The organism is Paraburkholderia domus (assembly GCF_905220705.1).
In the GTDB taxonomy this organism is placed as follows: domain Bacteria; phylum Pseudomonadota; class Gammaproteobacteria; order Burkholderiales; family Burkholderiaceae; genus Paraburkholderia; species Paraburkholderia domus.
In genome coordinates, this window is the sequence record NZ_CAJNAT010000012.1 from 163,809 (window position 1) to 188,433 (window position 24,625).

Below are 24,625 nucleotides of genomic sequence, written 5' to 3' on the forward strand. Positions count from 1 at the left end.
TTGGCTGCATTCTTTGAAACGATCAGGGATGCAGATGAAATGGGATGCAGTCTGTTTGAGGTCGCACCGCGGCTTTACGCTTGTCGAAACACTGGCCGTTGTTGCACTGCTGGCGGTGATCGCGGTGATGGCGACACCATCGTTCGTCGCGTGGCACCTGCGGGACCAGGTCGACGCGCGCGCGAAAGCGCTTGCTTCAACGCTCGCGTATGCGCGCAGCGAAGCGTTGCGCCGCGGTGCTCGCGTCACGGTGTGCCGAATCGATGCGGCGCGGCATTGTCTTGCCGCAGGGCAAGCTTGCGGCAATGGCGTCACCGACTGGTCGTGCGGCTGGGCCGTATTGGCCGAACGCGGTGGCACGCTCTCGCTCCTGCGCGCGCATCCTTTGCTCGCAGCGGTCAGCATTACCGGGATGCAGACAAATCTCACGTTTACGCCGCCGGCAGGGCAGTTGATCGGCACCTTTCGCAGCTTTGATATTGCGCCACGCGTGCCGTCGAAAGCGACTCAGGGCGACAAGTGGCGGCGCTGCATCCGCATCGCTGCGGGCGGGCGCGCGCGGATTGTCGAAGGTGCGTGTGGAGCGACGTCGTGAATCTACATCCGTCGAATCTATGGGTGCGCGTCTGTCCGGCCACACGCACAACAAGGCAGAGAGGCAGCTCGCTGATTGAAGTGATGCTGGCCGTTACCCTGATGGCGGTGACGGCGCTCGGGGTGATCGCGGGCCAATTGTGGACTGCGCGCGAAGCGCGTGCGATGGCAATGCGCGAATACGCAGCATGGATAGCCGATTCCGTCGCCGAAGCGATGCGCGAGCCCGCGGCAGGCGATTCTGCGATCAGGCAATGGCGCGCGCGTGCAACGGTTCTGTTGCCGCACGGCGAAGTGTCGGTAGAGGAGAGCGGCGGGGTGTCCGCCGCACGTGTCACGTGGACGGCCCTGCGTGACATGCCGGGCGCCGATGATGTCATCGATAAGCCCGCGTCGTGCGGTGGTGCGGACGTTCCCGCGGGCTCCTCATGCGTCGCGCTGGCGTTCGCGAAATGACGCGGCTGATGGTTATCGCGCGCGGCCATACGCTCGTCGAGTTTGTGATCGCCATTGTGCTGGGGCTGGTCGTGATCGCCGGCGCGGTCTCGCTCTATACAACCCAGCGTAGCGTGTTCGAGCGCGCGGGGGACGCGATGCGGATCCGCGAAGCCGGCCTGAGCGCGCTTACGCTGATGGGCCAGCAATTTCAGATGGCCGGCTTCGTGCCCGCTGACGTCGTGGGGTTCAATAGTCCGTCGCCGTTATTCGGTTGTTCGGGTGGTCGCCCGAGCGGTGCGGATGACAGCGTTATCTGCGAGGCGTTGCCGAGCCGCTCGGACGGCATAGTGGTTCGTTATGTCGGGGACAGCGTTTCGACGTGGCCGTCGGCGACCGGCCAATCAACCGACTGCCTCGGCCAGGCTGTAACGAACAACAGTGCGGCACTCGGCGGGCAGGGCGTGCTGGTGGTCAACCGATACTTCGCCAGGGTCAGCGGCTCGACGGGCGAGCCGGAACTCTACTGCGAAGGCAATGGCAAGGCGGGTTCTGCGCAGCCACTGGTCGAAGGCATCGAGCGCTTGCGGCTCAAGTACTGGCTGGCCGGCGGGGTGACCGCAATAGATGCGACTGCGGTGACGGCCAGTCAATGGGCAAAGATCGTCGCCGTCGATCTCTGCGTGCTCGTCCGCGGAGCTCCGCAAGGACGGCGTGTGCGCTATATCGATTGCGACGGCGTGAGCGCTCTTGGTACCGACATGCGGGCGCGGCAGGCCTTCTGGCGACGGGTGGCGATACGCAATCACGCGGAGGATTCCCATTGACCGGAGAACTTTGCAATGCAACGATCCGCGCGGGAGCGGCTCGGAGAAATCCAGATGTTAGTTCCGCGACAGTAGACGGACGTGGAGAGCACATCACGCAACTAAAACGCCGAGGGGTGTCGAAATCACGCTTCCGTCTCGTGCGCTTGACTCACGGAGTGTGCTGGCGACGCTTCATCTGCAAGGAACACTCATTGCGCCGCGAGCAATCGAAACAGTTGGCTCGTCTTATCCGTACAGGTCGTAGATCACGCGTTCGCAATAGCGGCACCGTCTTGCCGATCGTTCTGCTGATTTCCGCGATGATGTTGACCACCTCTGCGGGCTGGTTCGAAACATCGCTTGCGGCGGCGCGCGGCGCTAACAACGTGCGCGACTATTTGCAGGCATTTCATGCCGCGGATTCGGCGCTGAACGCATGCGCCCAGAGCGTGGTCGCCGCCGCAGGTTTCGAGCCGCAGCCAGTGGCGTCGCTCACACCCGGCGAGCCGACGCAATGGAAGCGCGAAGCCGCGTTCGAAGCCGGCGCCGTCGCGCCTGTCGCGCAATGGCCCGGATCGCTGCGTGCACCGCAATGTTTGATCGAACCGTGGCGTCTGAGTACTCGTGCCGATGCCCGAGCCTATCTACTGACTTCGCGCGGTTTCGGCCAGACCAAAGAGTCGCAGGTGTGGTTGCAGATGGAACTCGTGATCGCAGGTGAGCAGATCGAGCGCCACTGGCGTCGCGTCGCCGCACGCCCATTTTGACGGGAGGATCATGACGAGGCCCCATGCATCCGCATTTACGCTACTGGAACTGATGATCGTGCTGGCAATAGCTGCCACGCTGGTCGTGTTCGCCGTGCCCTCGTATCGGAGCCACGTCGCACGAACACACAGGGTCGACGCGGCGTCTGCCCTTTATCGGGCAGCGCAATTCGTCGACGGAGCGGCAAGCGACGGCACCGCGACATTGCCGCCGGGTCTGGATCAGGCGCCGCAATTTGGCAGGCCGATCTACCGGCTGCAAGTGTTGCCGGCGGACGACGCAAACGGTGGCTATTCGGTAGAGGCAGTGCCGACCGAAATCGGCCCTATGCGCGACGATGCTTGCGGCACCTTCACTCTGGATGCGACAGGGTTGCGCGGCAATAGAACCGCTGCAAACGGTACAGGGCCGGCAAGCGGCGAGTGCTGGAATACGAGCTAAGGGTGCTACTGGGGAGCGCGCCGACCAGGGAATCGAAACGCAATGGCATGCAGATAGACCGCATTGCGCCGCGCTTCAGTATCCGTTATCAACAGCCCCTTCCTGGTCGCCCGTGGACGTGGCGGAATCACTTTTTATCTGCTTCCAGATTCGATACGCCTCCCAGCCGGCAAGCGCAAGGCTGCCCCATTTGAGGGCGGGTTTTGCACCCGCTGCAATGGTCGCGCGCAGCGGCTTGGCTAATACCAACGAAGCGATCGAACTGATAAGCGGATACTGTTTGAGGAGTGCGCCGATGCTCCCAGCATTGAGGACGCCCGCCTTCGATCCTTTACCCATGCGCATGCCACCGAACCCCGGCAGAATGAATTTGAGCCAACTGAAGTGCGTGACTGCCTGCCGCAATTCGATGGTCGCCTGAGCGAGTTCCATGCGCTCGACATCTGCGCGCACCAGCAGCAATTCCTTGCGCAACGCTCGCAAATGCGGCGCACTCAGATCTCTGGGCTGGGAGCGTTTGTTGCGGAATGCGGTGTCGGGGTGGGTCTGGCTCATGGCGTGTTGGCGGCAGTGAAAGTGGGGCGTTAAAACTATGCTGCAAATCGCTCGAGGTATTTGCGAAGTATCTGCAAAGGCGCAGGGCGGTTGAGGTACGCCCATGAGCCCGTCACGCCTGCCGTGTCATGGCTTGCGGAACAGGTCGCGGTCTTTTTCGAACTCGGCAAGGGTGGCTTCGAACACCATTGGGGCATTGCGCAAACCGCTGCGTGCTTTCAGCGCACAGGCTATTCCTGCAATTGCATAGACCACCGTGATGCCGGCGAGCGCTTGCCACCGGTAGGTGTCCCAGAACGCGATGGCGATCAGCGCCGTCAATGCGATCAAGGCCATCGTCGCGAGCATCATGGCCGCGAGGCCGAGGAACAGCACGCCGAGCAGACGGTCTTTTTCTTCGGCGAGTTCGATGCCGACCAGTTCGAGCCGCGTTTGCATCATGGCAAACACGGATCCGATGATACGGCGCAACGGACTATGTTCGCCGTGCTGCGATTGTGTTTCGATCGTCATGGCTTTGGGCGTTGCGCGTGAAGGCCTAACCGGCGCGTGAAAACGAGCGCGCCAAGAGAAGCGGACCGGCCAGACGTGCGCCGGTCAACTCGATTCGCTGGTATGCCGGACGTGGTTTGCCCGGCAGCGTCACCAGTGTTACTTGCGGTTGATCAACAGCCCAAGCAGCACGCCGGCGCCCGCGGCGATGCCAATGGATGCCCACGGATGCTCATGCACGTAGTCGTCGGTGGCGCGTGCGGCCTTCTTGCCTTTCTCGACCACCACGACTTGCACGTCAGCCGCCTTTTCCTTAGCCTGCTTAAGGCGCGTAAGCGCTGTTTCACGCAGTTCCGAAGCGCGTTCGCCGGTGGCGCTCGCGGCCTGTTTCAGCAAATCTTCAGCGTCCGCGAGGACGGTTTTGATATCCGACATCAATCTCTCCTTGTTGACTTCCGACATTGATAGCTCCCCTTCGTCTCACGCCACGCGTGAATCGTAACCAAAGAAACGGCCGCTGGCGAGCGTAGCGCTCGATTCGTGAAAACGAGCGCATGAACCGTTCCTGGTTGAAGCAAAGCCTTAAAACTCCACCTTTGCGGCACCGTGCAGCAAAGTTTGCCTAAGATGGAGTTGATCTGTCCCGCAAAGTTTCCACTAAATTGGTGAAAATTACAAAAACGCATAAGGTAGTGACGCAATGTTGGTTCGTTGTGTACTGTCGCTCCCGTATGCTGTAGGTTTGCCAGGGGCGCTTAGCCAGGCCCGCTTTGGCGGGCGTTGCGAGCGAATGCTCACGCGGAATGTACTAACACAATCAAGGAGCTGCTTTATGAGTCTACGTCTTGGCGACATTGCACCGGATTTCGAACAGGAGTCGAGTGTCGGCCGCATCAGGTTCCACGAATGGCTGGGCGATAGTTGGGGCGTGCTGTTCTCGCACCCCGCCGATTTCACGCCGGTCTGCACGACCGAGCTGGGTTTGACGGCGAAGCTGGCCGGCGAATTCGAAAAACGCAATGTGAAGACAATTGCACTGTCGGTCGACAATGCCGAGTCGCACAAGGAATGGATCAAGGACATCAACGAGACGCAAGCCGCCAATGTCGGCTTCCCGATTCTTGCTGACGGTGATCGCAAGGTCTCTGAGTTGTACGACATGATCCATCCGAACGCCAATGAAACGCTCACGGTCCGGTCGCTGTTCGTGATCGATCCGAAGAAGAAGGTGCGTTTGATCATTACATACCCGGCCAGCACCGGGCGCAACTTCGATGAAGTGCTGCGCGTGATCGACTCGCTGCAACTCACCGACAATCATTCGGTCGCCACGCCTGGCAACTGGAAGCAGGGCGATGACGTGGTGATCGTGCCGTCGTTGAAAGACGAAGAAGTGATCAGGCAGAAATTCCCCAAGGGTTACAAAGCGCTGCGTCCGTACTTGCGTATGACGCCACAGCCGAACAAGTAAGAGGCTGATGCGCTACGAAGCGTGCCGTTAGCTTCAACGCGGTGCGGCAACAAAAAAGGCCGGTTCGAAAGGAGCCGGCCTTTTTCAATTCTACTTTCCAATTTTCTGTTCCGCGGCCAGGACAAAACGCCGCCGTCAAAGCGATCAGCGCATCAGAAAAACGCCTGAATGCCCGTTTGCGCGCGCCCAAGAATCAGCGCGTGAATGTCGTGCGTACCTTCATACGTGTTCACGACTTCCAGATTGACCAGATGCCGCGCGATGCCGAACTCGTCCGAGATACCGTTGCCGCCGAGCATGTCGCGCGCGAGACGTGCAATGTCCAGCGCCTTGCCGCACGAATTGCGCTTCATGATCGACGTGATCTCGACGGCGGCAGTGCCCTCGTCCTTCATCCGGCCGAGGCGCAGCACGCCTTGCAGGCCGAGCGTGATTTCGGTTTGCATGTCGGCGAGCTTCTTCTGGATCAACTGGTTCGCGGCGAGCGGCCGGCCGAACTGCTTGCGATCCAGCACGTATTGACGCGCCGTGTGCCAGCACGCTTCAGCCGCGCCGAGCGCGCCCCAGGCAATACCATAACGCGCCGAGTTCAGGCATGTGAACGGACCGCGCAAGCCGCTGACTTCGGGGAAGCGGTTTTCTTCCGGCACGAACACTTCGTCGAGAACGATCTCGCCGGTGATCGACGCACGCAGACCCACCTTGCTATGGATGGTCGGCGCCGACAGCCCCTTCCACCCTTTCTCGAGAATGAAGCCGCGGATCAAATCCTTGCCGTCCTCTTCGAGTTTCGCCCACACGACGAACACGTCGGCGATCGGCGAATTGGTGATCCACATCTTCGAGCCCGATAGCGAATAGCCGCCGTCGACCTTCTTCGCCCGCGTGATCATGCTGCCCGGATCGGAGCCGTGGTTCGGTTCGGTCAGCCCGAAACAGCCGATCCACTCGCCGGTAACGAGCTTCGGCAGGTACTTCTGCTTCTGCGCTTCCGAACCGAATTCGTAGATCGGCACCATGACCAGCGACGACTGCACCGACATCATCGACCGGTAGCCGGAATCGACGCGCTCCACTTCGCGCGCGATCAGACCGTACGCCACGTAGTTCAGGCCGGGGCCGCCGTATTGCTCGGGAATCGTCGGGCCAAGCAGGCCGAGTTCGCCCATCTCGCGGAAGATTTCGATGTCGGTCTTCTCGTGACGGAACGCTTCGAGCACGCGCGGTTGCAGCTTGTCTTGCGAGTAAGCGGCGGCGGCGTCGCGCACCATGCGCTCGTCTTCGGTGAGCTGCTGATCCAGCAGCAACGGGTCTTCCCAGTGAAACTGCGCGGCCTCTGCCATGACGTATCTCCTGATTTCCTGCTTGACTAAAACGTGTCTGAGCTTGACTTAAGTTCCGCTATGCGAAACAATGTTTTGCAAACCACGCCCGAGTGTATCACCCCATGACGCCTACATCTACTCTCTCCGACCCGCTCGACGAGCGCAAATTTGTTGTCGCCCTCGCGCGCGGTCTGGATTTGCTGCGCGCGTTCAAGCCGGGCGAAACGATGCTCGGCAATCGCGATTTCGTCGAACGCACGGGTTTACCGAAGGCGACCGTCAACCGGCTGGCTTACACGCTGACCGTACTCGGCTATCTGCGGCTCGACGAAACCCTGGGTAAATATGCGCTGGACGCGGGCGTGCTTTCGCTCGGTTTCGCGCTGCTCTCGGGCACCGACACGCTCGAACTCGCGCGTCCGCACATGCGCACCTTCGCACGCGAAGTGGGCGCGGCGGTGTCGCTCGGATGTCGCGATGGCCTCGACATGATTTACCTGGAGACAATCCGCAGCGAAACGGCGCTGACGCTCGGACTTGCATCCGGTTCGAAACTCTCGATGTTAACCAGCTCAATGGGGCGCGCGTACCTGGCGGTGCAGCCGTTGGACGTGCGCACCGCATTGCTGGTCGAGCTTAAGAAGGCTGCGGGCAAGGAGGGCGCTGCGTTGCTGGCAGACGCCGAAAAGGAAATCGAAACCTTCGCGCAGGAACGTTGCTGCTATTCGTTTCGCGCTTGGCATGACGACGTGAACGCGGTCGCGGTGCCGTTTCGCGAGCCGCGCGAAGGCCGCTGGCTGGTGCTGAGTTGCAGCGGGCCGGCGTCGTCGATGGGGGAGGAGGTGTTTCGGGAGACCGTGGCGCCGCGTCTGAAGGCGCTAGCGCGTCGCTTGGGGGATACCGGCTAAGGGGCTAAGCGCCTGGTAGCCAACCCGATCATACCGTCCGGTCATGATAGTGCGCGGTGAACAACGGCCCTTGCACGAAGCGCACATCGTACTGCTGCAGCGCGACGAACTGCGGCTCATCCACCACGCGATTGAAGATCAGCGGAATCCGCAGCCGGTTCGCATAGCCGACTAACGGCTTCACCATGGCATCGCGCAAAGCGACCGCCGCATCCATTTTGATGAAGTCGAGCCGCGCCGTTTCCGACACCGACAGAATCTGCCCCGCGTTCGACAGATTACCCGCCACCTTGAAACCATAGCGCTGATAGCTCGTGGTCAGATAGCCGAGGAATGTCTTGTGCGCGACCGCTGCCGCCGGCAACTCGATCACCACCCGCGACGGGTTTAGTCCGAACGACACCAGCACGGTCGAGAAATGCCGCCCGTGGTCGTACTTGACGCTCTTGAGCAGGCGCTCGTGCACGCGCAGAAACAGTAGCCCGTGGCGTTGCGCACCGAAGAAATTGATCGCGTGCAGCGCGCGTGACATGCGGTCAAGCGCGACCAGTTCCTGATCGTCGGCGATCCGGTCGAAGGGATCGAAGACATCGAAGGGCGCGCCGTCGAGACGCTGCGTGACTGCCTGAAACCCAAGCTCATCGCCGAAACGGTCCACGCCCTCGGCGCCCGACGACAACGACTGCGCCAGCGCGTGCACGCTGATATCGAAGATCGGCTCATAGGCACTGCCGAGCTCGACGCCATCGAACCGGGCCAGCGCGATCCCGCTATGCACGCCGGTTCCCATCACCAGATGTTCGCCGAGAAATGGGTGATCGGCGGCGCGTGCAATCAGATTGGGGATGGTCGGCGGAATCATGTAGGCGTGTAGATGGCGATAAGTGCGCGCTCAGCGCTCGGCAACGCGACTCGGTTGCCGCATGCACTGATGGTAGCAGTCCGCACCGCGCGCACTTGAACAAAATGCTCATAACGTTATCGGCCGAACGCTTGTCGCCACGGGCTGCCGGCGCTTTCGCGACTTGTTTTCAGGGTATACGTTAATTTCACTATTCGTAATTAGTTTTACCATACGTAAATTGCATCGCGGCTGCGATGGCGGCCGCCTATCCGAGCCGCAGACGGCTTGAGACGAACGGATCACGTCGACAAGATCGAGTATCAACGGAGAACCTTGCATGGATACCCAAACACGCACGCCGAATACCGCCAGCTCGCGGCTCGAAATCGAGCCGGGCTACCAGTCGGGATTTGCGAACGAATTTGCTACGGAGGCCTTGCCGGGCGCGTTGCCCGAAGGCCGCAATTCGCCGCAACGCGCGGCCTATGGCTTGTACGCGGAGCAACTGTCGGGCACCGCGTTCACCGCACCGCGCGGGCATAACCGCCGTTCGTGGCTGTACCGGATTCGTCCGGCGGCAGTTCACAAGCCGTTCACGCAACTGCCCTCGGACCGGCTCGTCGCCAACTTCGCCGAGGTGCCGCCGACGCCGCCTAACCAGTTGCGCTGGGATGCATTGCCGATGCCCGCTGAGCCGACCGATTTCGTCGACGGCTGGGTGACGATGGCCGGCAACGGTTCAGCTGAAGCGATGAACGGCTGCGCGATCCACTTGTATGCAGCGAACCGCTCGATGAAGGATCGCTTCTTCTACAGCGCCGACGGCGAATTGCTGATCGTGCCGCAAGAAGGCCGCCTGCATATCGCCACCGAAATGGGTCGGCTCGACGTCGAGCCGTTCGAGATCGCGGTGATCCCGCGCGGCGTGCGCTTCGCGGTGAGCCTGCCGGATGGCACGGCGCGCGGCTATATCTGCGAGAACTTCGGTGCGCTGCTGCGTCTGCCGGATCTCGGCCCGATCGGCTCAAATGGCCTGGCCAATCCGCGCGATTTCTTGACGCCGCACGCCGCCTACGAAGATCGCGAAGGCGACTTCGAACTTGTCGCCAAGATGAACGGCAACCTGTGGCGCGCGGACATCGGTCATTCGCCGCTCGACGTGGTTGCGTGGCACGGTAATTACGCGCCGTACAAATACGACCTGCGCCGTTTCAACACGATTGGCTCGATCAGCTTCGACCATCCGGACCCGTCGATTTTCCTGGTGTTGCAATCGCAAAGCGATACGCCGGGTGTCGACACGATCGACTTCGTGATTTTCCCGCCGCGCTGGCTCGCGGCCGAAGATACGTTCCGTCCGCCCTGGTTCCATCGCAACGTCGCGAGCGAATTCATGGGTCTTGTGCACGGCGTGTACGACGCAAAGGCCGAGGGCTTTGTGCCGGGCGGTGCGAGTCTGCACAACTGCATGTCGGGTCATGGGCCTGACGCGGATACCTTCCTGAAAGCGTCGCATGGCGATACGTCGATGCCGAAAAAAGTCGACGACACGATGGCCTTCATGTTCGAAACGCGCACCTTGATCAAGCCGACTCGTTTCGCGCTCGAAACCGCGCAATTGCAGGCGCATTACTACGAGTGCTGGCAAGGTCTCAAGAAACACTTCAACCCGGAGCAACGATGAACGCATTGAGCGATCTTCAGGCGACGCTCGATCCGTCGCGCAAGAGCTGGGTCGAATCGGCAAACGACTCGACCACAGATTTTTCGATCCAGAACCTGCCGTTCGGCATTTTCAGCGATAAGACCAATGGCACGCGCCGCGTGGGCGTGGCGATCGGCGATGAGATCGTCGATCTGGCAGCGCTGCAAACGGCGGGTGTGCTGACAGTATCGAAGGACGCCGTTTTTGCGAGTGACACGCTCAACGATTTCATTTCGCTTGGCCGCGATGCATGGCGCAGCGTGCGCATCCAGTTGAGCAATCTGCTGGCGCGCGACACCGCGACCTTGCGCGACGACGCCGCCTTGCGTTCGAAAGCACTCGTGCGTCAAGTCGATGCACAACTGCATCTGCCGGTGCAGATCCCGGGCTACACCGATTTCTATTCGTCGAAGGAGCACGCGACGAACGTCGGCTCGATGTTCCGCGATCCGAAGAATGCGTTGCTGCCGAACTGGTCGGAGATGCCGATCGGCTATAACGGACGCGCATCGTCGGTGGTGGTGAGCGGCACGCCGGTGCGGCGTCCTAACGGCCAGCTGAAACTGCCGGATCAGGAACGTCCGGTGTTCGGCGCATGTCGCAAGCTGGATATCGAACTGGAGACGGGTTTCGTGATTGGCAGCGGCAATGCATTGGGCGAGCCGATTGCCTGTGCCGATGCCGAAGCGCACATCTTCGGCATGGTGCTGCTGAACGACTGGAGCGCGCGGGATATTCAGCAATGGGAGTACGTGCCGCTCGGTCCGTTCAACGCGAAGACATTCGCGACGACGATCTCGCCTTGGATCGTGACGCTCGACGCGCTCGAACCGTTCCGCGTCGCGCAGCCGGCACAGGAGCCGCAACCGTTGGCGTACTTGCGTCACGACGGCAAACACGCGTTCGACATCTCACTGGAAGTGACTCTGCGGCCACAAACGGCCACGCAGGCCACCACGATCTCGCGGACCAACTTCAAGCACATGTACTGGACGATGGCGCAACAGCTCGCGCATCACACGGTATCGGGCTGCAATACGCGGGTTGGCGATCTGATGGGTTCGGGCACGATCAGCGGCCCGACCGCCGATTCGTGCGGCAGCCTGCTCGAGTCCACGTGGAACGGCAAGAATCCGTTGGAATTGAAGGAAGGCGGCACACGCGGGTTTATCGAAGACGGCGACGAACTGACGCTCGCTGGCTGGTGCCAGGGCGATGGGTACCGCGTGGGCTTCGGGACATGTGCAGGGGAGATTTTGCCGGCGCAGAAGTAACGGGGTATAAGCAACGTCTCAGAAGTAACGACGGCAACGAAGCTCGCCGCCTCGCAAAAAAACGGGGAAGCCATAATGGCTTCCCCGTTTTCATATGAGAGCGGCACGGCACGCGTCACGACGTCAAACCGGAGGTGCGGCCAGGACATCTCGCCGAGGCGAAGGGAAGGCTTCCTACAAGCCGTAAGCGCGCCCCTGGTTTCCCATGCAAACCCATCCACGACGCACGCAGTGCGGAGTGGGAGCTGATGACTCCTTTGTCACTAACGCGGAGTGTGCGAGGGCACCGATTCCAGATGCACCACTACCGCAACTGTGCGAGGAACCCGCTTAAGAATTAGCGGGGTGAGCCGCTTTCTTTGCTTATCTTTCTTTGCGGCGGCAAAGAAAGTAAGTGCCGCCCCGCACAGGGGCAACGCTAATAGACCACCAAGTAAAGAAAAATCCACCCAGCAACGAGTAACAAACCTCACGATCCAACAACCCGCATCGGCGCACGCCGCCTTTCCCACCAAACAGCAACAAGGAAGGCAAGCGCAGCAACCAGAAGCACGCCGACCATCGCATCGTTGCCAACACCCTTCATCAACGCTCCGGCCACCAGCGGGCCACCGAAACTCGCCGCACTCCACGACGCCCCCACCAGCGAACTCGCCGACACCAGCGCGACACCACGAAACCGCTGACCGCAGGCGACCAGCGACAGCGTATAAATCGCTCCAGCCGTAGCACCGAGCACATAGAGCAAAGGCCAGCACAGCCACGGCGACGTCATCGCCCAAGGCAGAAACGGCAGCAGCACCACGACGATCACACCGCAGCCGATATGCACACGTTCGCGGCCGAGCCGGTCGGCGAGCCAGCCGATTGGAAACTGCATGGTCGTGTCGCCGAGCAGCAGGGCCGACGCGAACAGCACGGCGACCTCGCTCGTAATGCCGTGCGCCATGGCGAAGAGCGGCAGCAGCGATAGCGCGATCGTATCGAACAACGCGAAAAAGCCCGTGCCGATCACGAGCGCCGGCATCTGTGGCAGCACATGGCGCCAGCTTCCGTGCGCCGCGTGTTCATCGTCCGACGCCTGGGGCGTCGTGCGGATGCTGGCGAGCGCCGGCAAAGCGAGCAGGAAGATTGCACCGCAGATCAGGAAGCGCCAGTACGTGTAGTCGGCGATCTGACTCACCAGCACCGGGCCGGCCATCTGGAACAGCGTGAAGTTGGTCGCGTAGATCGCGATGACGCGGCCGCGCGTGGCGTCATCGGCGAGCTGGTTGACCCATGCTTCGCCGATCGTGAAGAGCAGCATCAGCGCGGCGCCGCAGAGTACGCGCAACACCGCCCATAGCCACAGGTTCGATGTGAGTTGCATCAGCGCGGTTGCCAGCGCTACCACCAGCACCGCGCCGACGATCACCTGGCGGCCGCCGAAGTGCGCCGCAACCCAGGCCGCCACCGGCACGACGATCAGGCCGCCGCCCGCTTGTGCGGCAGTCAGCAGGCCGACCACGTCGGTACCGTAGCCAGCTTGCGTGAGCGCGAGGGCGGTGAGGGGAAGCGTGGCACCGCTGCCGAGTCCGACGACGGCAACACTCAGGATCAGAGCGAGGAAATCGCGAGTGAAGATGACTTTCATCGGGCGAGATGCTACTACGGCCGCGGGTCATTCGCACCTTTGTGCGGATTGCATGAGCGCGGGTGAGGGCGCGCCCGTGCCCCCGGTTACCCCGCTACCGCCATCCGCTGCGCACGCCGGTCGATCGACACCGACCACAGCGTCAGCGCCAGCGCACCGATCGAGGTCGCCACGCCGACCCATGGCAGCGTGGTGAGCGGCGCGCCCGCGCCGATCGCCATACCGCCGAGCCACGCGCCCGTTGCATTGCCGAGGTTGAACGCGCCTTGATTCAGCGTCGATGCCAGATTCGGCGCATGGCTCGCGCGGTCGACAATCAGCATTTGCAGCGGGGGGACGATCGCGAAAGCCAGAATGCCCCATACGAAGATTGTGATCATCGCCGGGATCTCGGCGTGCATCGTGCCGGCAAAGATAGTCAGGATGACGACGATCGCCAGCAGAAACGCCACCAGCGAGGGCATTAGCCGCCAGTCCGCGAGCTTGCCGCCGAGCGTGCTGCCCACCGTCAAGCCGAGGCCGAACAGCAGCAGTACAAACGTGACCGCATGCGGGGTGAAACCGGTCACGTCTTCAAGAATCGGCGTGATGTAGGTGAAGGTGGAAAACAGGCTGGCCGACGCGAGCACGCTGATGCCGAGCACCATCAGCACTTGCGGATTCTTCAGCACGCTGAATTCGCGCACGAGGCTCGCTTTCTGCATGTCGATCTTTGCCGGCAGGCATACCGCGAGCGCGCCCGCGGCGACGATGCCAATGCCGGTCACGGCCCAGAAGGTCGCGCGCCAGCCCACTGCCTGGCCGAGTGCCGTGCCGAGCGGCACGCCGAGCACGTTGGCGAGCGTCAAGCCGGTGAACATCAGCGCGATGGCCTGCGCGCGGCGGTTCGGCGCGACGAGACCCGCAGCGACCACCGAACCGATACCGAAGAACGCCCCATGGCAAAACGCGGTGACGATGCGCGCGGCCATCAGCACCGCGTAGCCCGGCGCGATCGCGCACAGCAGGTTGCCGACGATGAACACGCCGATCAGGCTCATCAATGCCTTCTTGCGTGGCATGTTGGCCACTGCGATCGCAACGATCGGCGCGCCAATGGTGACACCGAGCGCATAAGCGGACACCAGCATGCCGGCCGCCGGGATCGACACGGACAGATCGCGCGCGACATCGGGCAGCAGCCCCATGATCACGAATTCAGTGGTACCGATTCCAAACGCGGCAACGGCGAGGGCGAGCAGGGGTAAAGGCATGGTGACGGAGCGTGAATCGGCGCGACGGGGAGCGTCGTGCGGCAGGCGCGCGTTTTCGGGGCGAGAACGCCTGCGCCATGCGAGGGGAAAACAGTAGGGGATTCTACCTAAGTCAAAACAGCCTTGCTGATCGTCAATCCGGCTGTTGTTTTTTGCTGAAAGCCGCGTTTGAGCGCGCTTACAAGCGTAAGTGGCTGCGGTTTATGGCGAGTTTCCGTCAGGTTGAAGGGTGCTGCCGTGGCGGCCGGCGCCTTCGGCGAAACGTGCGGCGCCTGTCACGCCCTCGTCGAATACCGCCTGGTAACCGCCTGCGCCTTCGCGTCGCAGCGCCAGGGCGAAATCCTCGAGCGTGCTGTTTTCCAACGCGGAGCGGCGGTCCGCCAGCAGCGCTGCCTGCGGAAAGGCTGCCAATTCAGCAGCTAACCGTTCAGCTGCCGCGCGTGCTTCGCCCTTACGCACGACGCGGTTGGCAAGACCGAAGCTGAGCGCTTCCTGCGCGTCCACCGCTCGGCCGGTCAGGATCAGGTCAAGTGCCCGCGACAGCCCGATCAGTCGCGGCAAACGGATCGTGCCGCCATCGATTAGCGGAATTCCGACACGCCGGCAGAACACGCCGAGCACGGCATCTTCTTCGACGACTCGCAGATCGCACATCGCTGCCAGTTCGAGGCCGCCTGCAACCGCATATCCGGCAATCGCGGCGATCACCGGTTTGCTGAAGCTCATACGCGTCGGTCCCATCGGACCGGGACCACTGCCGTCGGCGTGTAGTTCATTGCGTCGGGTTTCGTCGGCGAGCGCGGTGAGATCCGCGCCGGCACAGAAGGTACCGCCTGCGCCGAACAGCACGGCCGCGCGCCATGCCGGTTCCGCTTCGAAGCGACGGAAGGCGGCGTTGAGCCCTTCCGCAGTCGGACGGTCGACGGCATTACGCCGCATAGGCCGTTCGAGCACGATGGTGGCGACGCCGGTGTCCTCATCGGCCTCGATACGCACATGTTCATTCAGATATTGCGGGGCTATCATCGCTGTGTCCGTAAAGGTTCGCGTCCGGCTGCACATGCAGGGTGCTCATGCAGTGTGATTAATACCGTTGGTTGTCATGCATCTTTCACAATCGGCTCGTAGCGTTAGCGCTCTTTTAACGCGCTGGCGTTTTTTAGCTAGCTTTCCGAGCCTGCCTTTGCCCTTGTCCAATTCATCGCCCGAAGCTGCGTCGGCCTGTGCCGAGACGGTCTGGATCGTGCCCCTGCATGAACATGAACATCCATGGTACGACCATGTGCGCCTGAAACGTGTCTTCGTGACTGACGGCACGCGCCATCAAGTGGTCATGGTCGATGTGCGCAAACTGCTGGAATGCGCGGATCGCGACAACACCGATTATGTTTTGAAGCCGGTTGCCGAATGGCATTCGGGCAAGGTGCGTGGCATTCGCGAGTTTCTCGATCCGGATAATCCGCGTATTCCGCAGATGCCATACGTAACGATCTCGACGCGTCGCGCGCCGGGTTTGCTGGGTTGGTTCGGTATCGAGCGCGAGGGCGTGGTGGCGTTTCGCAACGGCCAGCATCGCGCGCGCTATCTGGCCGATGCGGGCGCGCGGTGGTTTCCGGTGGAAGTGCACGAGCGCGAAGCAGCCTTGCTGCGTGAGATCTGCGGCGCAGCGGACGACGCCCGCACGGCCATCCGACAGACCACGGCGGATGGCGGCAGCAAACCCTAAATTCGTGCCCGCACGACATTGTGCGGCGCGCCGGCCTGCCATGCCGCGACGTTGTCGAGCGTGGTCTGCGCGATCTCGTTCATCGCCTCACGTGTGAAGAATGCCTGATGCGCGGTGACGATCACGTTCGGGAACATCAACAGACGTGCCAGCACGTCGTCCTGCAACGGCAGGTTCGAGTGGTCCTCGAAAAAGAGGCCGCCTTCTTCCTCATACACGTCGAGCCCGAGGTGGCCGAGCTGGCCGTCCTTCAACGCGCCGATCAGTGCATTGCTTTCGACAAGGCCGCCGCGACCGGTGTTGATTAGCATCGCGCCACGCTTCATCTTCGCGAGCGCGGGACCGTCGATCAGATGGTACGTGCTGGGCACCAGCGGACAGTGCAGGCTGACGACGTCGCTTTCAGCCAGCAGGATGTCGAGCGGTACGTAGCGCGCGCCGAGCGCGAGCAGATCGTCGGCCGGCGTGCCGGGATCATGGGCGAGTACCTGCATGCCGAAGCCCGCCATGATGCGGCCGAACACGCGGCCGATCATGCCAGTGCCGATCACGCCCACAGTCTTGCCGTGCAGGTCGAAGCCGAGCAGCCCATGCAGCGAGAAGTCGCCTTCACGCGTGCGTGCGACCGCGCGCGGCAAGCGCCGGTTCAGCGCCAGAATCAGACCGACCGCATGTTCGGCCACCGCGTGCGGCGAGTAGGCCGGCACCCGTGCAACCGTCACGCCGAGACGCTCGGCTGCGGCCAGGTCGACGTGATTGAAACCCGCCGAGCGCAACGCGATCATGCGCGTGCCACCGGCATGCAGGCGTTCCAGGACGGCGGCGTCGACGTTGTCGTTGACGAACGGGCAGACCACTTCATAGCCCCGCGCGAGGACCGCGGTTTCGAGATCGAGGTGAGATTCCTGGAAGTGCAGCTCATAGCGATGCGTACCGTTGGCCTCGGCGAACGTGTCGCTGTCGTATTGGCGGCTGCTGAACAGGATCATGCGCATGAATGGCTCCGAAGGAAGCGTGCCGGCGCGGTAAATGTCGACTCACGGCGCAGCATGCGGGCAGGTCAGTATATCGGCCATTTATGGCAATGACCGCCGCTTGCGCTGCGCGGTCCGAAAACCATTTCGACCTTTACTAAAGATCATCTTTTGCGAACCGAAAACGATCTCAAACGAAAATCATATTGACAGCGATGCCGAACTACAATAATTATTAAAAAAGAAGTCTCAAAAATGCATGAACATATCGTGCTGAAAATTGGCCAACAGCAGGACATGTCTTTTTCAATGCGTTAGACAACTTCGCGAGGAATACGTGACTGCCGAGCTTTCTGAAGAATATTTTGCTATCGTCGCTGCATTGCGGCATCTCCTTTTTGACGTCGAGAGCGTCACGCCATTGCCATAAAGTTTCCATTCAATGGAATCCGGTTATGCCGGATGCGTCATTCCCGGGTCATGGCGGCTCGGATCGAATTCGCTTCAAACTCCAGAAAGATTTTTTCAACTTTCTGCTAATAAACCTGTAAATCGGCGAGCCAACATGATCGGTGAATTGCTGAGATCTCAACCGGAGATCGCGCTGTTCGCAAGCCTTGCAATCGGATATTTCATTGGTTCGTTTCGCGTGGGACCCATTCAACTTGGGGGCGTCTGCGGGACGTTGATCGTGGCCCTGTTACTGGGTCAGACGGGGGCGCGGCTCGCTCCGGACCTGAAGAACATTGCATTCGCGCTGTTCATCTTCGCGCTGGGTTTCACCGGCGGCCCACAGTTCTTTGCCAACATCGGCCGGGGCTGGCGCTATGGCTTGCTGTCGGTGGTCGAGATCGTGTCGGTGCTGGTGCTGATCATGATCGCGGTCCTCGTGATGCGGCTCGACGCCGGCACGGCGGCCGGCTTGCTGGCCGGCGCCGCGACGGAGTCGGCGGTGATTGGCACGGCTTCAGAAGCGATTGCCAAACTCGGTTTCAGCGACGCGGAGACACTGCGTTTGCAGGCCAACATCGTGACCGCGTACAGCGTGAGCTACCTGTTCGGCCTGATCACCATCGTTCTGTTCACCAGTCAGTTCGCGCCACTGCTGCTGCGCGTCAATTTGCGCGAAGAAGCTGAGCGCGTGTGGCACAAGCTCGGCGGCGACGGTGCATTCGGCGAGGGTCAGCGGGCCGCGGCGCCGGCGCTCGTGGGCCGCGCATTTCGGGTCGGCGCGGCGGCTGGCGGGACGATCTATGCGCTCGAACAGCAACACGGCTTCAATCTGACCATCGAGCAGGTTCGGCGCAACGGAACCGACGTGCCGGTCGAGCCGCAACTGACGTTGGCCGCCGGCGACCTGATTCTCGTGGGCGGGCGGCGCGAAGCGATAGTGGCCGCGGCTGCCGGCCTCGGCGAAGAAGTGGCGGACGCCGGCTTCGGCCAGATCATTGCAGAGAGGCTCGACGTCGTGTTGACGCGCAGCGAGGCGCACGGTCTCACGGTCGCGCAGCTGCGCGAACGGGCTAAGCCGGAAGAAGGTCGCGGCGTCTATATTGCAGCAGTGACGCGGCTCGAAACCACGGTGCCCGCGCTGCCCGGCACCGAACTCAATCGTGGCGATGTGCTGACGCTGGTGGGCGCGAAGGCCGACGTCGAGCGCGGCGCGCGGCATCTGGGCTACGTGTTGACCGCGACGCAGAAAACCGACTTCGTCTATCTCGGCTTGGGCGTGCTGGTCGGCATGGCAATCGGTCATCTCGGCGGGCGCATCGGCGGCGTGTCGATCGCGCTCGGCACGGGCGGCGGCTGCCTGCTGTCGGGCCTGCTGTTCGGCTGGATCCGGTCGCGCCATCCGTTAGTCGGCTCGCTGCCTTCGGCTGCCGCGCAAATTCTCAAGGACTTCGGCCTTGCCACCTTCATTGCCGCCGTCGGGCTGTCGGCCGGACCCGATGCCATCAAGCTGGTGCGCGAATACGGTTTGGCGCTGCCCGTCGCCGGCATCCTGATGGTGCTCGTGCCCGGTCTGCTGTCGCTCTGGATCGGCCGCGCGTTTCTCAAACTCGAAACGCCCATGCTGCTCGGCGCCATTGCCGGTCAGCAATGCAGTACGCCGGCGATCAGCGCGCTGGTCGGCGTGACCGGCAATTCGACGCCCGTGATCGGCTACACGATCACCTATGCACTCTCGAACATTCTGTTGCCGTTGATGGGGCCGATCGTGGTTGGCCTCGCCGGGAAGTTCGGCTAGACGCGCAGATGGGCTGCGCGCGGCGTGGCGCGCAGTCGACCGCATGCGGATGCCGTGAGGTCCGTATGCCTATGCAGCACCCAGTACTCAGTATCGCAAACTATCCAGCGAGGGCACGATGGACTGGCTACATCACATTTTTCAGAAATCACCCGAGATCGCGCTGTTTCTGTCGCTTGCAGCCGGCTACTTCATCGGGCAGATCAACTTCGGTAAATTCCAGTTAGGCGGCGTGGGCGGCTCTTTGCTGGCCGCGGTCGTGATCAGTCAGGCGGGCGTGACGATCGACAACGGCGTGAAATCGGTGATGTTCGCCGTATTCATCTACGCGGTCGGCTACGACTCCGGGCCGGGCTTCTTCAACTCGCTGAACCGCAAGACGCTGCGTGAGATCGCGATGGCGCTGTTTCTCGCCATTTCCGCGCTGATCACCGTGGTGGTCTGCGCGAAGCTTTTCCATCTGAACAAGGGCCTCGCCGCCGGTCTTGCGGGCGGTGCGCTGACGCAGTCGGCGATTATCGGCACGGCCGGCGACGCCATCGCGCGTCTTGGTTTGCCCGCCGATCAGGTCAAGTCGCTGCAATCCGACGTAGCGATTGCCTACGCGGTGACCTATGTGTTCGGCTCGCTCGGCGCGATCATCGTCTGCGTGAACATCCTGCCGAAGTTCATGGGGCAAGGGTTACGCGAGGCGTCGATCGAAGCGGAAAAGGAACTGTCTTCAGGTTCATCGCCACTCGGCGCGGGGCAAGTTCGTGCGTTGGCCGAACTGGTGGGGCGTGCGTACAAGATCGATGTCAGCGCCGGGAAAACGGTCAAGGCAGTCGAGACGCTGCATCAGGACATGTTGACGATCGAGCGGATCAAGCGTGACGGTAAGAACCTCGAGCCGACGCCCGATCTGACGTTGCAACTCGACGACGAAGTGCTCGTGGTGGGCCGCCGTGAGGCGGTGGTCGCGTTCGGCGCGAACGGCAACGAGATCGCCGACGTCGAGGATATTGGCGTCGTGATGCAGACGCGCGACGGCGTGTTCACACGCAAGGGCATGAACCACACGACAATCGCTGCTGCACGCGAAGTCGTGGATCGCGACATGCGCCATGGCGTCTTCATCCAGAGCGCCTCGCGTGCCGGCCAGCCGCTGCCGATCCTGCCCGAAACCAAGCTCGAGCACGGTGACGTGATCACCTTCTACGGTTCGCCGAAAGACACCAAGCGCGCCGTCGATGCAGCCGGCTACGAGCTGCCGCACAGCAATAAGACCGACTTCATTTATATGGGCGTCGGCATCGTGCTGGGTCTGCTGATCGGTCTGATCGTCGTCAACGTGGCCGGCATTCCGCTCACGCTCGGCTCCGGCGGCGGTTGTCTGCTGGCCGGCCTGCTGTTCGGCTGGATGCGCGGCAAGTATCCGATGTACGGCGCGATGCCGTCTGCGGCTTCGCAGTTGCTGAAGGACTTCGGCCTCGCGGCGTTCGTCGCGGTGGTCGGGTTGAATTCGGGCTTGCAGGCCGTGGTGACCGTCAAGCAGAGCGGCATGACGATCTTCCTGCTCGGTGTGGTCGTCACCGTGGTGCCGCTGGTGTTGACGATGCTGTTCGGCCGTTACGTGCTGCGCTACAACAACGCGGCTATCCTGGCCGGCGCGCTGACGGGGTCACGCAGTGCCAATCCGGCGTTCGGCGGCGTGCTCGACAAGGCGGAAAGCGCCGTGCCGACCGTGCCGTTCGCGATCACCTATGCAATTGCGAACGTCGCGTTGACGTTGCTCGGACCGCTCGTGGTCGGGCTGGTTTAGCCCGATCAGCGCACGTATTTATTGATCTCTCTTGCGTCGGCGTCAACTGAACGGTCACTCGCGACGCCGGCGTCATTCACTTGTTCATTGGAGAACGCATCATGGCAAAAGAGAAAAGCGGCAAGAAAGGCGACATGGCTCAAGCCGGCTTTGCGGCGCTCAGCCCGTTCGAACTCAAGGACGAACTGATCAAGGCCGCCGGTGGCGGCGCGGTAGAGCGTGCCGCTAATGCGTCGATGCTCAACGCCGGCCGTGGCAACCCGAACTTCCTCGCGACGATTCCGCGCCATGGCTTCTGGCAGCTCGGTCTGTTTGCGATGCGCGAGTCGGAGCGTTCGTTTGCGTACATGCCCGAAGGGGTGGGCGGTTTTCCGCGCCGCGAAGGGCTCACGGAGCGCTTCGACCTGTTCCTGCGCGAAAACAAGGGCGTCCCCGGTATCGACTTTCTGCGCGGCGCCGTGTCGTATGTACGTGACCAGCTCGGACTTTCCGCGGGCGACTTTCTCTATGAAATGTGCGAGGGGATTCTCGCGTCGAACTATCCGGTACCGGACCGGATGCTCAAGTTGTCCGAAGTGATCGTCGGTCAGTATCTGCGCAAGGAGATGATCGGCAACCATCCGTTCGTCGGCGAGTTCGACGTGTTCGCGGTGGAAGGCGGCACGGCGGCAATGACGTACATCTTCAACACGATGCGCGAGAATCATCTGATCAAGCCGGGTGACACGATTGCGCTGGGCTTGCCGATTTTCACGCCGTACATCGAAATTCCGCGTCTGAACGACTATCAGCTGAACGTCGTCAATCTCGAAGCCACGGTTGAAAGCGGCTGGCAGTATTCGAAGAAAGAACTCGACAAGCTGCGCGATCCGAAGGTGAAGGCGTTCTTCCTCGTGAACCCGAGCAACCCGCCTTCGGTGAAGATCGACGACGAAAGCCTTCAATACATCGCCGACATCGTCAAGGAACGCCCGGATCTGATTCTGTTGACCGACGACGTGTACGGTACTTTCGCTGACGACTTCGTCTCGCTGTTCGCGCTCGCGCCGAAGAACACCATCCTCGTGTACTCGTACTCGAAGTATTTCGGCGCGACCGGCTGGCGTCTCGGCACGATCGCCACGCATCGCGATAACGTGCTCGACAAGCTGATCGCCGAACTGCCGAAGGACGCGAAGAAACAGTTGCACGAGCGTTATGAATCGATCACGACCGAACCGGAAAATCTCAAGTTCATCGATCGGCTGGTCGCCGACAGCCGCACTGTCGCGCTGAATCACACGGCGGGTTTGTCGACGCCGCAGCAGGTGCAGATGGTGTTGTTCTCGTTGTTCGCGCTGATGGACACGCCCGACGCATACAAGAATGCGTTGAAGCGCCTGATCCGCAAGCGCAAGCAGGCGCTGTACGAAGAGGTCGGCATTTCGTTCGAGGACGACGATCCGAACCAGGTCGATTACTACACGATTCTCGACATGGAATTTCTCGGTGAGCGGATGTTCGGGCGCGAGTTCGTCGACTGGCTGCTGAAGAACACCGAGCCGTCCGAATTGCTGTTCCGCCTCGCGCGTGAAGCGCGCGTCGTGCTGTTGCCGGGACGCGGCTTCGGTACGCAGCATCCGTCGGGACGGGTATCGCTGGCTAATCTGAACGAGTCGGACTATCGCCAGATTGGCCGGGCGATACGCAAGCTGATCGAGGAATATGTCGAGCGCTATAACGCCGCAACTGGCAAGAAGCTCGATAAGACCAAGGTGGAGTGACAAACTCCTTGCGCAATCGCGCGGATCAGTGAATGATCGGACAAGCGGCCCCGCCAGTGTCATTGCTGGCGGGGCCGCTTGTCCCTTTGCGTTCTGACATTCACGTACCGATCATGCCGACTTCATCCTCTCCCTCCGCTTCTACCGCAGTGCCCTGTCCGGTTGTCGAATCGCTCGACGCCATTCTTCCCGAAGAGCCGTTGCTGATGATGGGCGCCGGCCCCGTGCCGATTCCCGCGGCGGTTGCCAAGGCCAATACGGTGGTGATCAATCACCTGGGCAGCACGATGGTGAAGGTGATCGGCCAGGTGAAGACCATGGCGCGCTACGTATTCCAGACGAATTCGAAGTGGGTGCTGGGCGTGGCAGGGCCGGGTTCCGCCGCGATGGAAATGGCGATCTCCAACCTCGCGTGGGAAGGCACGCGAGTGCTGAGTATCAAGAACGGTTTTTTCAGCGAGCGGATGGCGGAGATGGGACGGCGCGTCGGCGCGCACGTTGCCACGCTCGACGTCGAGGACGGCGCGGTGGCGAGCCTCGAAAGTGTCGCCGAGGCGATCCGCCGCGAGCGGCCGGAGATCGTCACGGTCGTGCAGGGCGAGACGTCCAATACCGTGTGGAATCATCATTTGAAGGACATTGCCGCGCTCGCGAAAGCGGCCGGCGCGCTGGTCATTGTCGACGCGGTGTGTACGCTGAGCACAATGCCGCTGGAGATGGACGCTTGGGGGATCGATGCGGTGATTACGGGCGGCCAGAAGGGTTTGTCTTCGATCCCGGGTGTCTCGCTGATCGCGTTTTCGGATGAGGCATGGGCGCGCGTGAAGGGCCGGACGGCGCCGAACGCGCATTGGTGTCTCGACGCGTCGCTTGCGGAAAATTTCTGGCACAACGCGGGCTATCACTACACGGCACCGGTGTCGGGTGTGCTGGCATTGCACGAGGCGCTGCGTCTTGTGTGCGCGGAGACGCTGGAAAAGCGCTTTGCGCGGCACCTGAAGTGTTCGGTGGCGCTTCAGGCGGGGATCACCGCGTTGGGTTTGCAGTTATATGCGCCGGCGTCTTGCCGCCTGAACTCGGTTGTCGGCATCGTTGTGCCGGAGCGCTTGAGTCCCGCCGATATCTGCGGGCACATTTCGCGGCATCACCAGGTGGAAATCTCGGGTTCGTTCGGATTGCCGATCGTGCGGATTGGGCAGATGGGTGAGCAGTGCCGGGAGCACAACCTGTTCAGAACCTTGCATGCGCTTGGGCGGACGATGGTGGACCTGGGCGTTAAGGTTGAGTTGCCGGCTGGCGTGGCGGCGCTTGAGCGTGGGTTGTCGGAAGGGAAGTGAAGGTTTTTGCCTGCTCGGCGCTTTGTCTGTATGCCTACGGCGTTGGCCTTTCCTTGATCTGACTCTTTGGCCTTTTCTTGAATTGTTAGTGGTGTATTAGCGTTGCCCCTGTGCGGGGCGGCACTTACTTTCTTTGCCGCCGCAAAGAAAGATAAGCAAAGAAAGCGGCTCAACCCGCTAGTTCTTAAGCGGGGCCCTTGCACAGTTGCGGTAGTGGTGCATCTGGAATCTGTGTTCTCGCACATTCGGCGTGAGTGACAAGGCGCTCA

23 protein-coding genes are annotated in these 24,625 nt (G+C 61.7%); 14 read left to right on the plus strand and 9 right to left on the minus strand.

The window, feature by feature from the left end:
* Positions 1-28 precede the first annotated feature (28 nt).
* The 5 genes from KHO31_RS21265 to KHO31_RS21285 all read left to right on the plus strand — a co-directional run bounded on the left by KHO31_RS21265 (position 29) and on the right by KHO31_RS21285 (position 3,047).
* A complete protein-coding gene (locus KHO31_RS21265; RefSeq protein ID WP_407945949.1) occupies positions 29-595 on the plus strand; it encodes a GspH/FimT family pseudopilin in 567 nt (188 codons plus the stop codon).
* A gap of 23 nt (positions 596-618) precedes the next feature.
* Positions 619-1,050, plus strand: a complete 432-nt coding sequence (locus tag KHO31_RS21270; protein WP_201080350.1) for a type IV pilus modification PilV family protein — start codon at positions 619-621, stop codon at positions 1,048-1,050.
* Entirely contained in the window at positions 1,047-1,856 is an 810-nt protein-coding gene (locus KHO31_RS21275; RefSeq protein WP_201080278.1) for a PilW family protein, read from the plus strand. The genes KHO31_RS21270 and KHO31_RS21275 overlap by 4 nt, the downstream gene beginning before the upstream one ends.
* A gap of 275 nt (positions 1,857-2,131) precedes the next feature.
* Complete coding sequence (locus tag KHO31_RS21280) at positions 2,132-2,605, plus strand: pilus assembly PilX family protein (RefSeq protein ID WP_407945950.1); 474 nt, start codon at positions 2,132-2,134, stop codon at positions 2,603-2,605.
* Between the two features lie 10 nt (positions 2,606-2,615).
* On the plus strand, positions 2,616-3,047 hold the full coding sequence (locus KHO31_RS21285) for a type IV pilin protein (RefSeq protein ID WP_201080280.1): 432 nt from the start codon (positions 2,616-2,618) through the stop codon (positions 3,045-3,047).
* A gap of 75 nt (positions 3,048-3,122) precedes the next feature.
* On the opposite strand, the gene KHO31_RS21290 is transcribed toward KHO31_RS21285, so the two are convergent.
* The 3 genes from KHO31_RS21290 to KHO31_RS21300 form a co-directional block, all read right to left on the minus strand.
* Positions 3,123-3,602, minus strand: a complete 480-nt coding sequence (locus KHO31_RS21290; RefSeq protein WP_201086274.1) for a DUF3318 domain-containing protein — start codon at positions 3,600-3,602, stop codon at positions 3,123-3,125.
* Positions 3,603-3,728: 126 nt separating this feature from the next.
* Positions 3,729-4,115 carry a phage holin family protein gene (locus tag KHO31_RS21295; RefSeq protein ID WP_201086275.1) on the minus strand — a complete coding sequence of 129 codons (387 nt, stop codon included), beginning with the start codon at positions 4,113-4,115 and terminating at the stop codon, positions 3,729-3,731.
* Positions 4,116-4,253: 138 nt separating this feature from the next.
* Complete coding sequence (locus KHO31_RS21300) at positions 4,254-4,556, minus strand: DUF883 family protein (protein ID WP_028198798.1); 303 nt, start codon at positions 4,554-4,556, stop codon at positions 4,254-4,256.
* A 370-nt stretch (positions 4,557-4,926) separates the two neighbouring features.
* Here KHO31_RS21300 and KHO31_RS21305 point away from each other — a divergent pair, with 370 nt between their 5' ends.
* The gene (locus KHO31_RS21305) at positions 4,927-5,565 is read left to right on the plus strand and encodes a peroxiredoxin (protein WP_201080286.1); all 639 of its coding nucleotides are present in this window, start codon (positions 4,927-4,929) and stop codon (positions 5,563-5,565) included.
* A gap of 152 nt (positions 5,566-5,717) precedes the next feature.
* Here the strand turns inward: KHO31_RS21305 and KHO31_RS21310 are convergent, their stop codons facing one another.
* A complete protein-coding gene (locus KHO31_RS21310) occupies positions 5,718-6,908 on the minus strand; it encodes an acyl-CoA dehydrogenase (RefSeq protein WP_201080288.1) in 1,191 nt (396 codons plus the stop codon).
* Positions 6,909-7,012: 104 nt separating this feature from the next.
* Here KHO31_RS21310 and KHO31_RS21315 point away from each other — a divergent pair, with 104 nt between their 5' ends.
* Positions 7,013-7,798 carry an IclR family transcriptional regulator gene (locus tag KHO31_RS21315; RefSeq protein WP_201080290.1) on the plus strand — a complete coding sequence of 262 codons (786 nt, stop codon included), beginning with the start codon at positions 7,013-7,015 and terminating at the stop codon, positions 7,796-7,798.
* 28 nt (positions 7,799-7,826) lie between these two features.
* Here the strand turns inward: KHO31_RS21315 and KHO31_RS21320 are convergent, their stop codons facing one another.
* Positions 7,827-8,660, minus strand: a complete 834-nt coding sequence (locus KHO31_RS21320) for an EAL domain-containing protein (RefSeq protein WP_201080292.1) — start codon at positions 8,658-8,660, stop codon at positions 7,827-7,829.
* A gap of 319 nt (positions 8,661-8,979) precedes the next feature.
* Here KHO31_RS21320 and hmgA point away from each other — a divergent pair, with 319 nt between their 5' ends.
* Together hmgA and fahA are read left to right on the plus strand one after the other, a co-directional pair.
* Complete coding sequence (hmgA, locus tag KHO31_RS21325; RefSeq protein ID WP_201086276.1) at positions 8,980-10,326, plus strand: homogentisate 1,2-dioxygenase; 1,347 nt, start codon at positions 8,980-8,982, stop codon at positions 10,324-10,326.
* Positions 10,323-11,621 (plus strand): fumarylacetoacetase, encoded by a 1,299-nt coding sequence (gene fahA / locus KHO31_RS21330; protein ID WP_211624108.1) that lies wholly within the window; start codon positions 10,323-10,325, stop codon positions 11,619-11,621. The genes hmgA and fahA overlap by 4 nt, the downstream gene beginning before the upstream one ends.
* A gap of 469 nt (positions 11,622-12,090) precedes the next feature.
* Here the strand turns inward: fahA and KHO31_RS21335 are convergent, their stop codons facing one another.
* The 3 genes from KHO31_RS21335 to KHO31_RS21345 form a co-directional block, all read right to left on the minus strand.
* The gene (locus KHO31_RS21335; protein WP_201086277.1) at positions 12,091-13,254 is read right to left on the minus strand and encodes an MFS transporter; all 1,164 of its coding nucleotides are present in this window, start codon (positions 13,252-13,254) and stop codon (positions 12,091-12,093) included.
* An 86-nt stretch (positions 13,255-13,340) separates the two neighbouring features.
* A complete protein-coding gene (locus KHO31_RS21340; protein WP_201080299.1) occupies positions 13,341-14,507 on the minus strand; it encodes an MFS transporter in 1,167 nt (388 codons plus the stop codon).
* A 201-nt stretch (positions 14,508-14,708) separates the two neighbouring features.
* Positions 14,709-15,533 (minus strand): crotonase/enoyl-CoA hydratase family protein, encoded by an 825-nt coding sequence (locus KHO31_RS21345; RefSeq protein ID WP_201108234.1) that lies wholly within the window; start codon positions 15,531-15,533, stop codon positions 14,709-14,711.
* Positions 15,534-15,609: 76 nt separating this feature from the next.
* Here KHO31_RS21345 and KHO31_RS21350 point away from each other — a divergent pair, with 76 nt between their 5' ends.
* On the plus strand, positions 15,610-16,233 hold the full coding sequence (locus tag KHO31_RS21350; RefSeq protein WP_201080303.1) for a plasmid fertility inhibition factor family protein: 624 nt from the start codon (positions 15,610-15,612) through the stop codon (positions 16,231-16,233).
* Here KHO31_RS21350 and KHO31_RS21355 read toward each other — a convergent pair.
* A complete protein-coding gene (locus tag KHO31_RS21355) occupies positions 16,230-17,228 on the minus strand; it encodes a 2-hydroxyacid dehydrogenase (protein WP_201108235.1) in 999 nt (332 codons plus the stop codon). The two genes, KHO31_RS21350 and KHO31_RS21355, sit on opposite strands and share 4 nt — an antisense overlap.
* Before the next feature lie 544 nt (positions 17,229-17,772).
* On the opposite strand from KHO31_RS21355, the gene aspT (KHO31_RS21360) reads away from it, so the two are divergent.
* The 4 genes from aspT (KHO31_RS21360) to KHO31_RS21375 all read left to right on the plus strand — a co-directional run bounded on the left by aspT (KHO31_RS21360) (position 17,773) and on the right by KHO31_RS21375 (position 24,356).
* Positions 17,773-19,455: an aspartate-alanine antiporter gene (gene aspT / locus KHO31_RS21360; RefSeq protein ID WP_211624110.1), complete on the plus strand. Its 1,683-nt coding sequence runs from the start codon at positions 17,773-17,775 to the stop codon at positions 19,453-19,455.
* 118 nt (positions 19,456-19,573) lie between these two features.
* Complete coding sequence (gene aspT / locus KHO31_RS21365; RefSeq protein WP_201080309.1) at positions 19,574-21,256, plus strand: aspartate-alanine antiporter; 1,683 nt, start codon at positions 19,574-19,576, stop codon at positions 21,254-21,256.
* 101 nt (positions 21,257-21,357) lie between these two features.
* On the plus strand, positions 21,358-23,019 hold the full coding sequence (locus KHO31_RS21370; protein WP_201080311.1) for a bifunctional aspartate transaminase/aspartate 4-decarboxylase: 1,662 nt from the start codon (positions 21,358-21,360) through the stop codon (positions 23,017-23,019).
* A 113-nt stretch (positions 23,020-23,132) separates the two neighbouring features.
* A complete protein-coding gene (locus tag KHO31_RS21375) occupies positions 23,133-24,356 on the plus strand; it encodes a pyridoxal-phosphate-dependent aminotransferase family protein (RefSeq protein WP_201080313.1) in 1,224 nt (407 codons plus the stop codon).
* The last annotated feature ends 269 nt before the right edge of the window (positions 24,357-24,625 follow it).

Excerpts from the sequence above, each read along its gene's own strand:
- KHO31_RS21355 (WP_201108235.1), bottom strand. The coding sequence starts at position 17,228 with ATGCGCATGATCCTGTTCAGCAGCCGCCAATACGACAGCGACACGTTC.
- aspT (WP_211624110.1), top strand. The coding sequence starts at position 17,773 with ATGATCGGTGAATTGCTGAGATCTCAACCGGAGATCGCGCTGTTCGCA.
- KHO31_RS21340 (WP_201080299.1), bottom strand. The coding sequence starts at position 14,507 with ATGCCTTTACCCCTGCTCGCCCTCGCCGTTGCCGCGTTTGGAATCGGT.
- KHO31_RS21350 (WP_201080303.1), top strand. The coding sequence starts at position 15,610 with ATGCATCTTTCACAATCGGCTCGTAGCGTTAGCGCTCTTTTAACGCGC.
- KHO31_RS21370 (WP_201080311.1), top strand. The coding sequence starts at position 21,358 with ATGGCAAAAGAGAAAAGCGGCAAGAAAGGCGACATGGCTCAAGCCGGC.
- KHO31_RS21345 (WP_201108234.1), bottom strand. The coding sequence starts at position 15,533 with ATGATAGCCCCGCAATATCTGAATGAACATGTGCGTATCGAGGCCGAT.
- KHO31_RS21290 (WP_201086274.1), bottom strand. The coding sequence starts at position 3,602 with ATGAGCCAGACCCACCCCGACACCGCATTCCGCAACAAACGCTCCCAG.
- KHO31_RS21265 (WP_407945949.1), top strand. The coding sequence starts at position 29 with ATGCAGATGAAATGGGATGCAGTCTGTTTGAGGTCGCACCGCGGCTTT.
- KHO31_RS21300 (WP_028198798.1), bottom strand. The coding sequence starts at position 4,556 with ATGTCGGAAGTCAACAAGGAGAGATTGATGTCGGATATCAAAACCGTC.
- KHO31_RS21315 (WP_201080290.1), top strand. The coding sequence starts at position 7,013 with ATGACGCCTACATCTACTCTCTCCGACCCGCTCGACGAGCGCAAATTT.
- KHO31_RS21285 (WP_201080280.1), top strand. The coding sequence starts at position 2,616 with ATGACGAGGCCCCATGCATCCGCATTTACGCTACTGGAACTGATGATC.
- KHO31_RS21320 (WP_201080292.1), bottom strand. The coding sequence starts at position 8,660 with ATGATTCCGCCGACCATCCCCAATCTGATTGCACGCGCCGCCGATCAC.
- KHO31_RS21295 (WP_201086275.1), bottom strand. The coding sequence starts at position 4,115 with ATGACGATCGAAACACAATCGCAGCACGGCGAACATAGTCCGTTGCGC.
- hmgA (WP_201086276.1), top strand. The coding sequence starts at position 8,980 with ATGGATACCCAAACACGCACGCCGAATACCGCCAGCTCGCGGCTCGAA.
- KHO31_RS21335 (WP_201086277.1), bottom strand. The coding sequence starts at position 13,254 with ATGAAAGTCATCTTCACTCGCGATTTCCTCGCTCTGATCCTGAGTGTT.
- aspT (WP_201080309.1), top strand. The coding sequence starts at position 19,574 with ATGGACTGGCTACATCACATTTTTCAGAAATCACCCGAGATCGCGCTG.
- KHO31_RS21375 (WP_201080313.1), top strand. The coding sequence starts at position 23,133 with ATGCCGACTTCATCCTCTCCCTCCGCTTCTACCGCAGTGCCCTGTCCG.
- fahA (WP_211624108.1), top strand. The coding sequence starts at position 10,323 with ATGAACGCATTGAGCGATCTTCAGGCGACGCTCGATCCGTCGCGCAAG.
- KHO31_RS21305 (WP_201080286.1), top strand. The coding sequence starts at position 4,927 with ATGAGTCTACGTCTTGGCGACATTGCACCGGATTTCGAACAGGAGTCG.
- KHO31_RS21275 (WP_201080278.1), top strand. The coding sequence starts at position 1,047 with ATGACGCGGCTGATGGTTATCGCGCGCGGCCATACGCTCGTCGAGTTT.
- KHO31_RS21310 (WP_201080288.1), bottom strand. The coding sequence starts at position 6,908 with ATGGCAGAGGCCGCGCAGTTTCACTGGGAAGACCCGTTGCTGCTGGAT.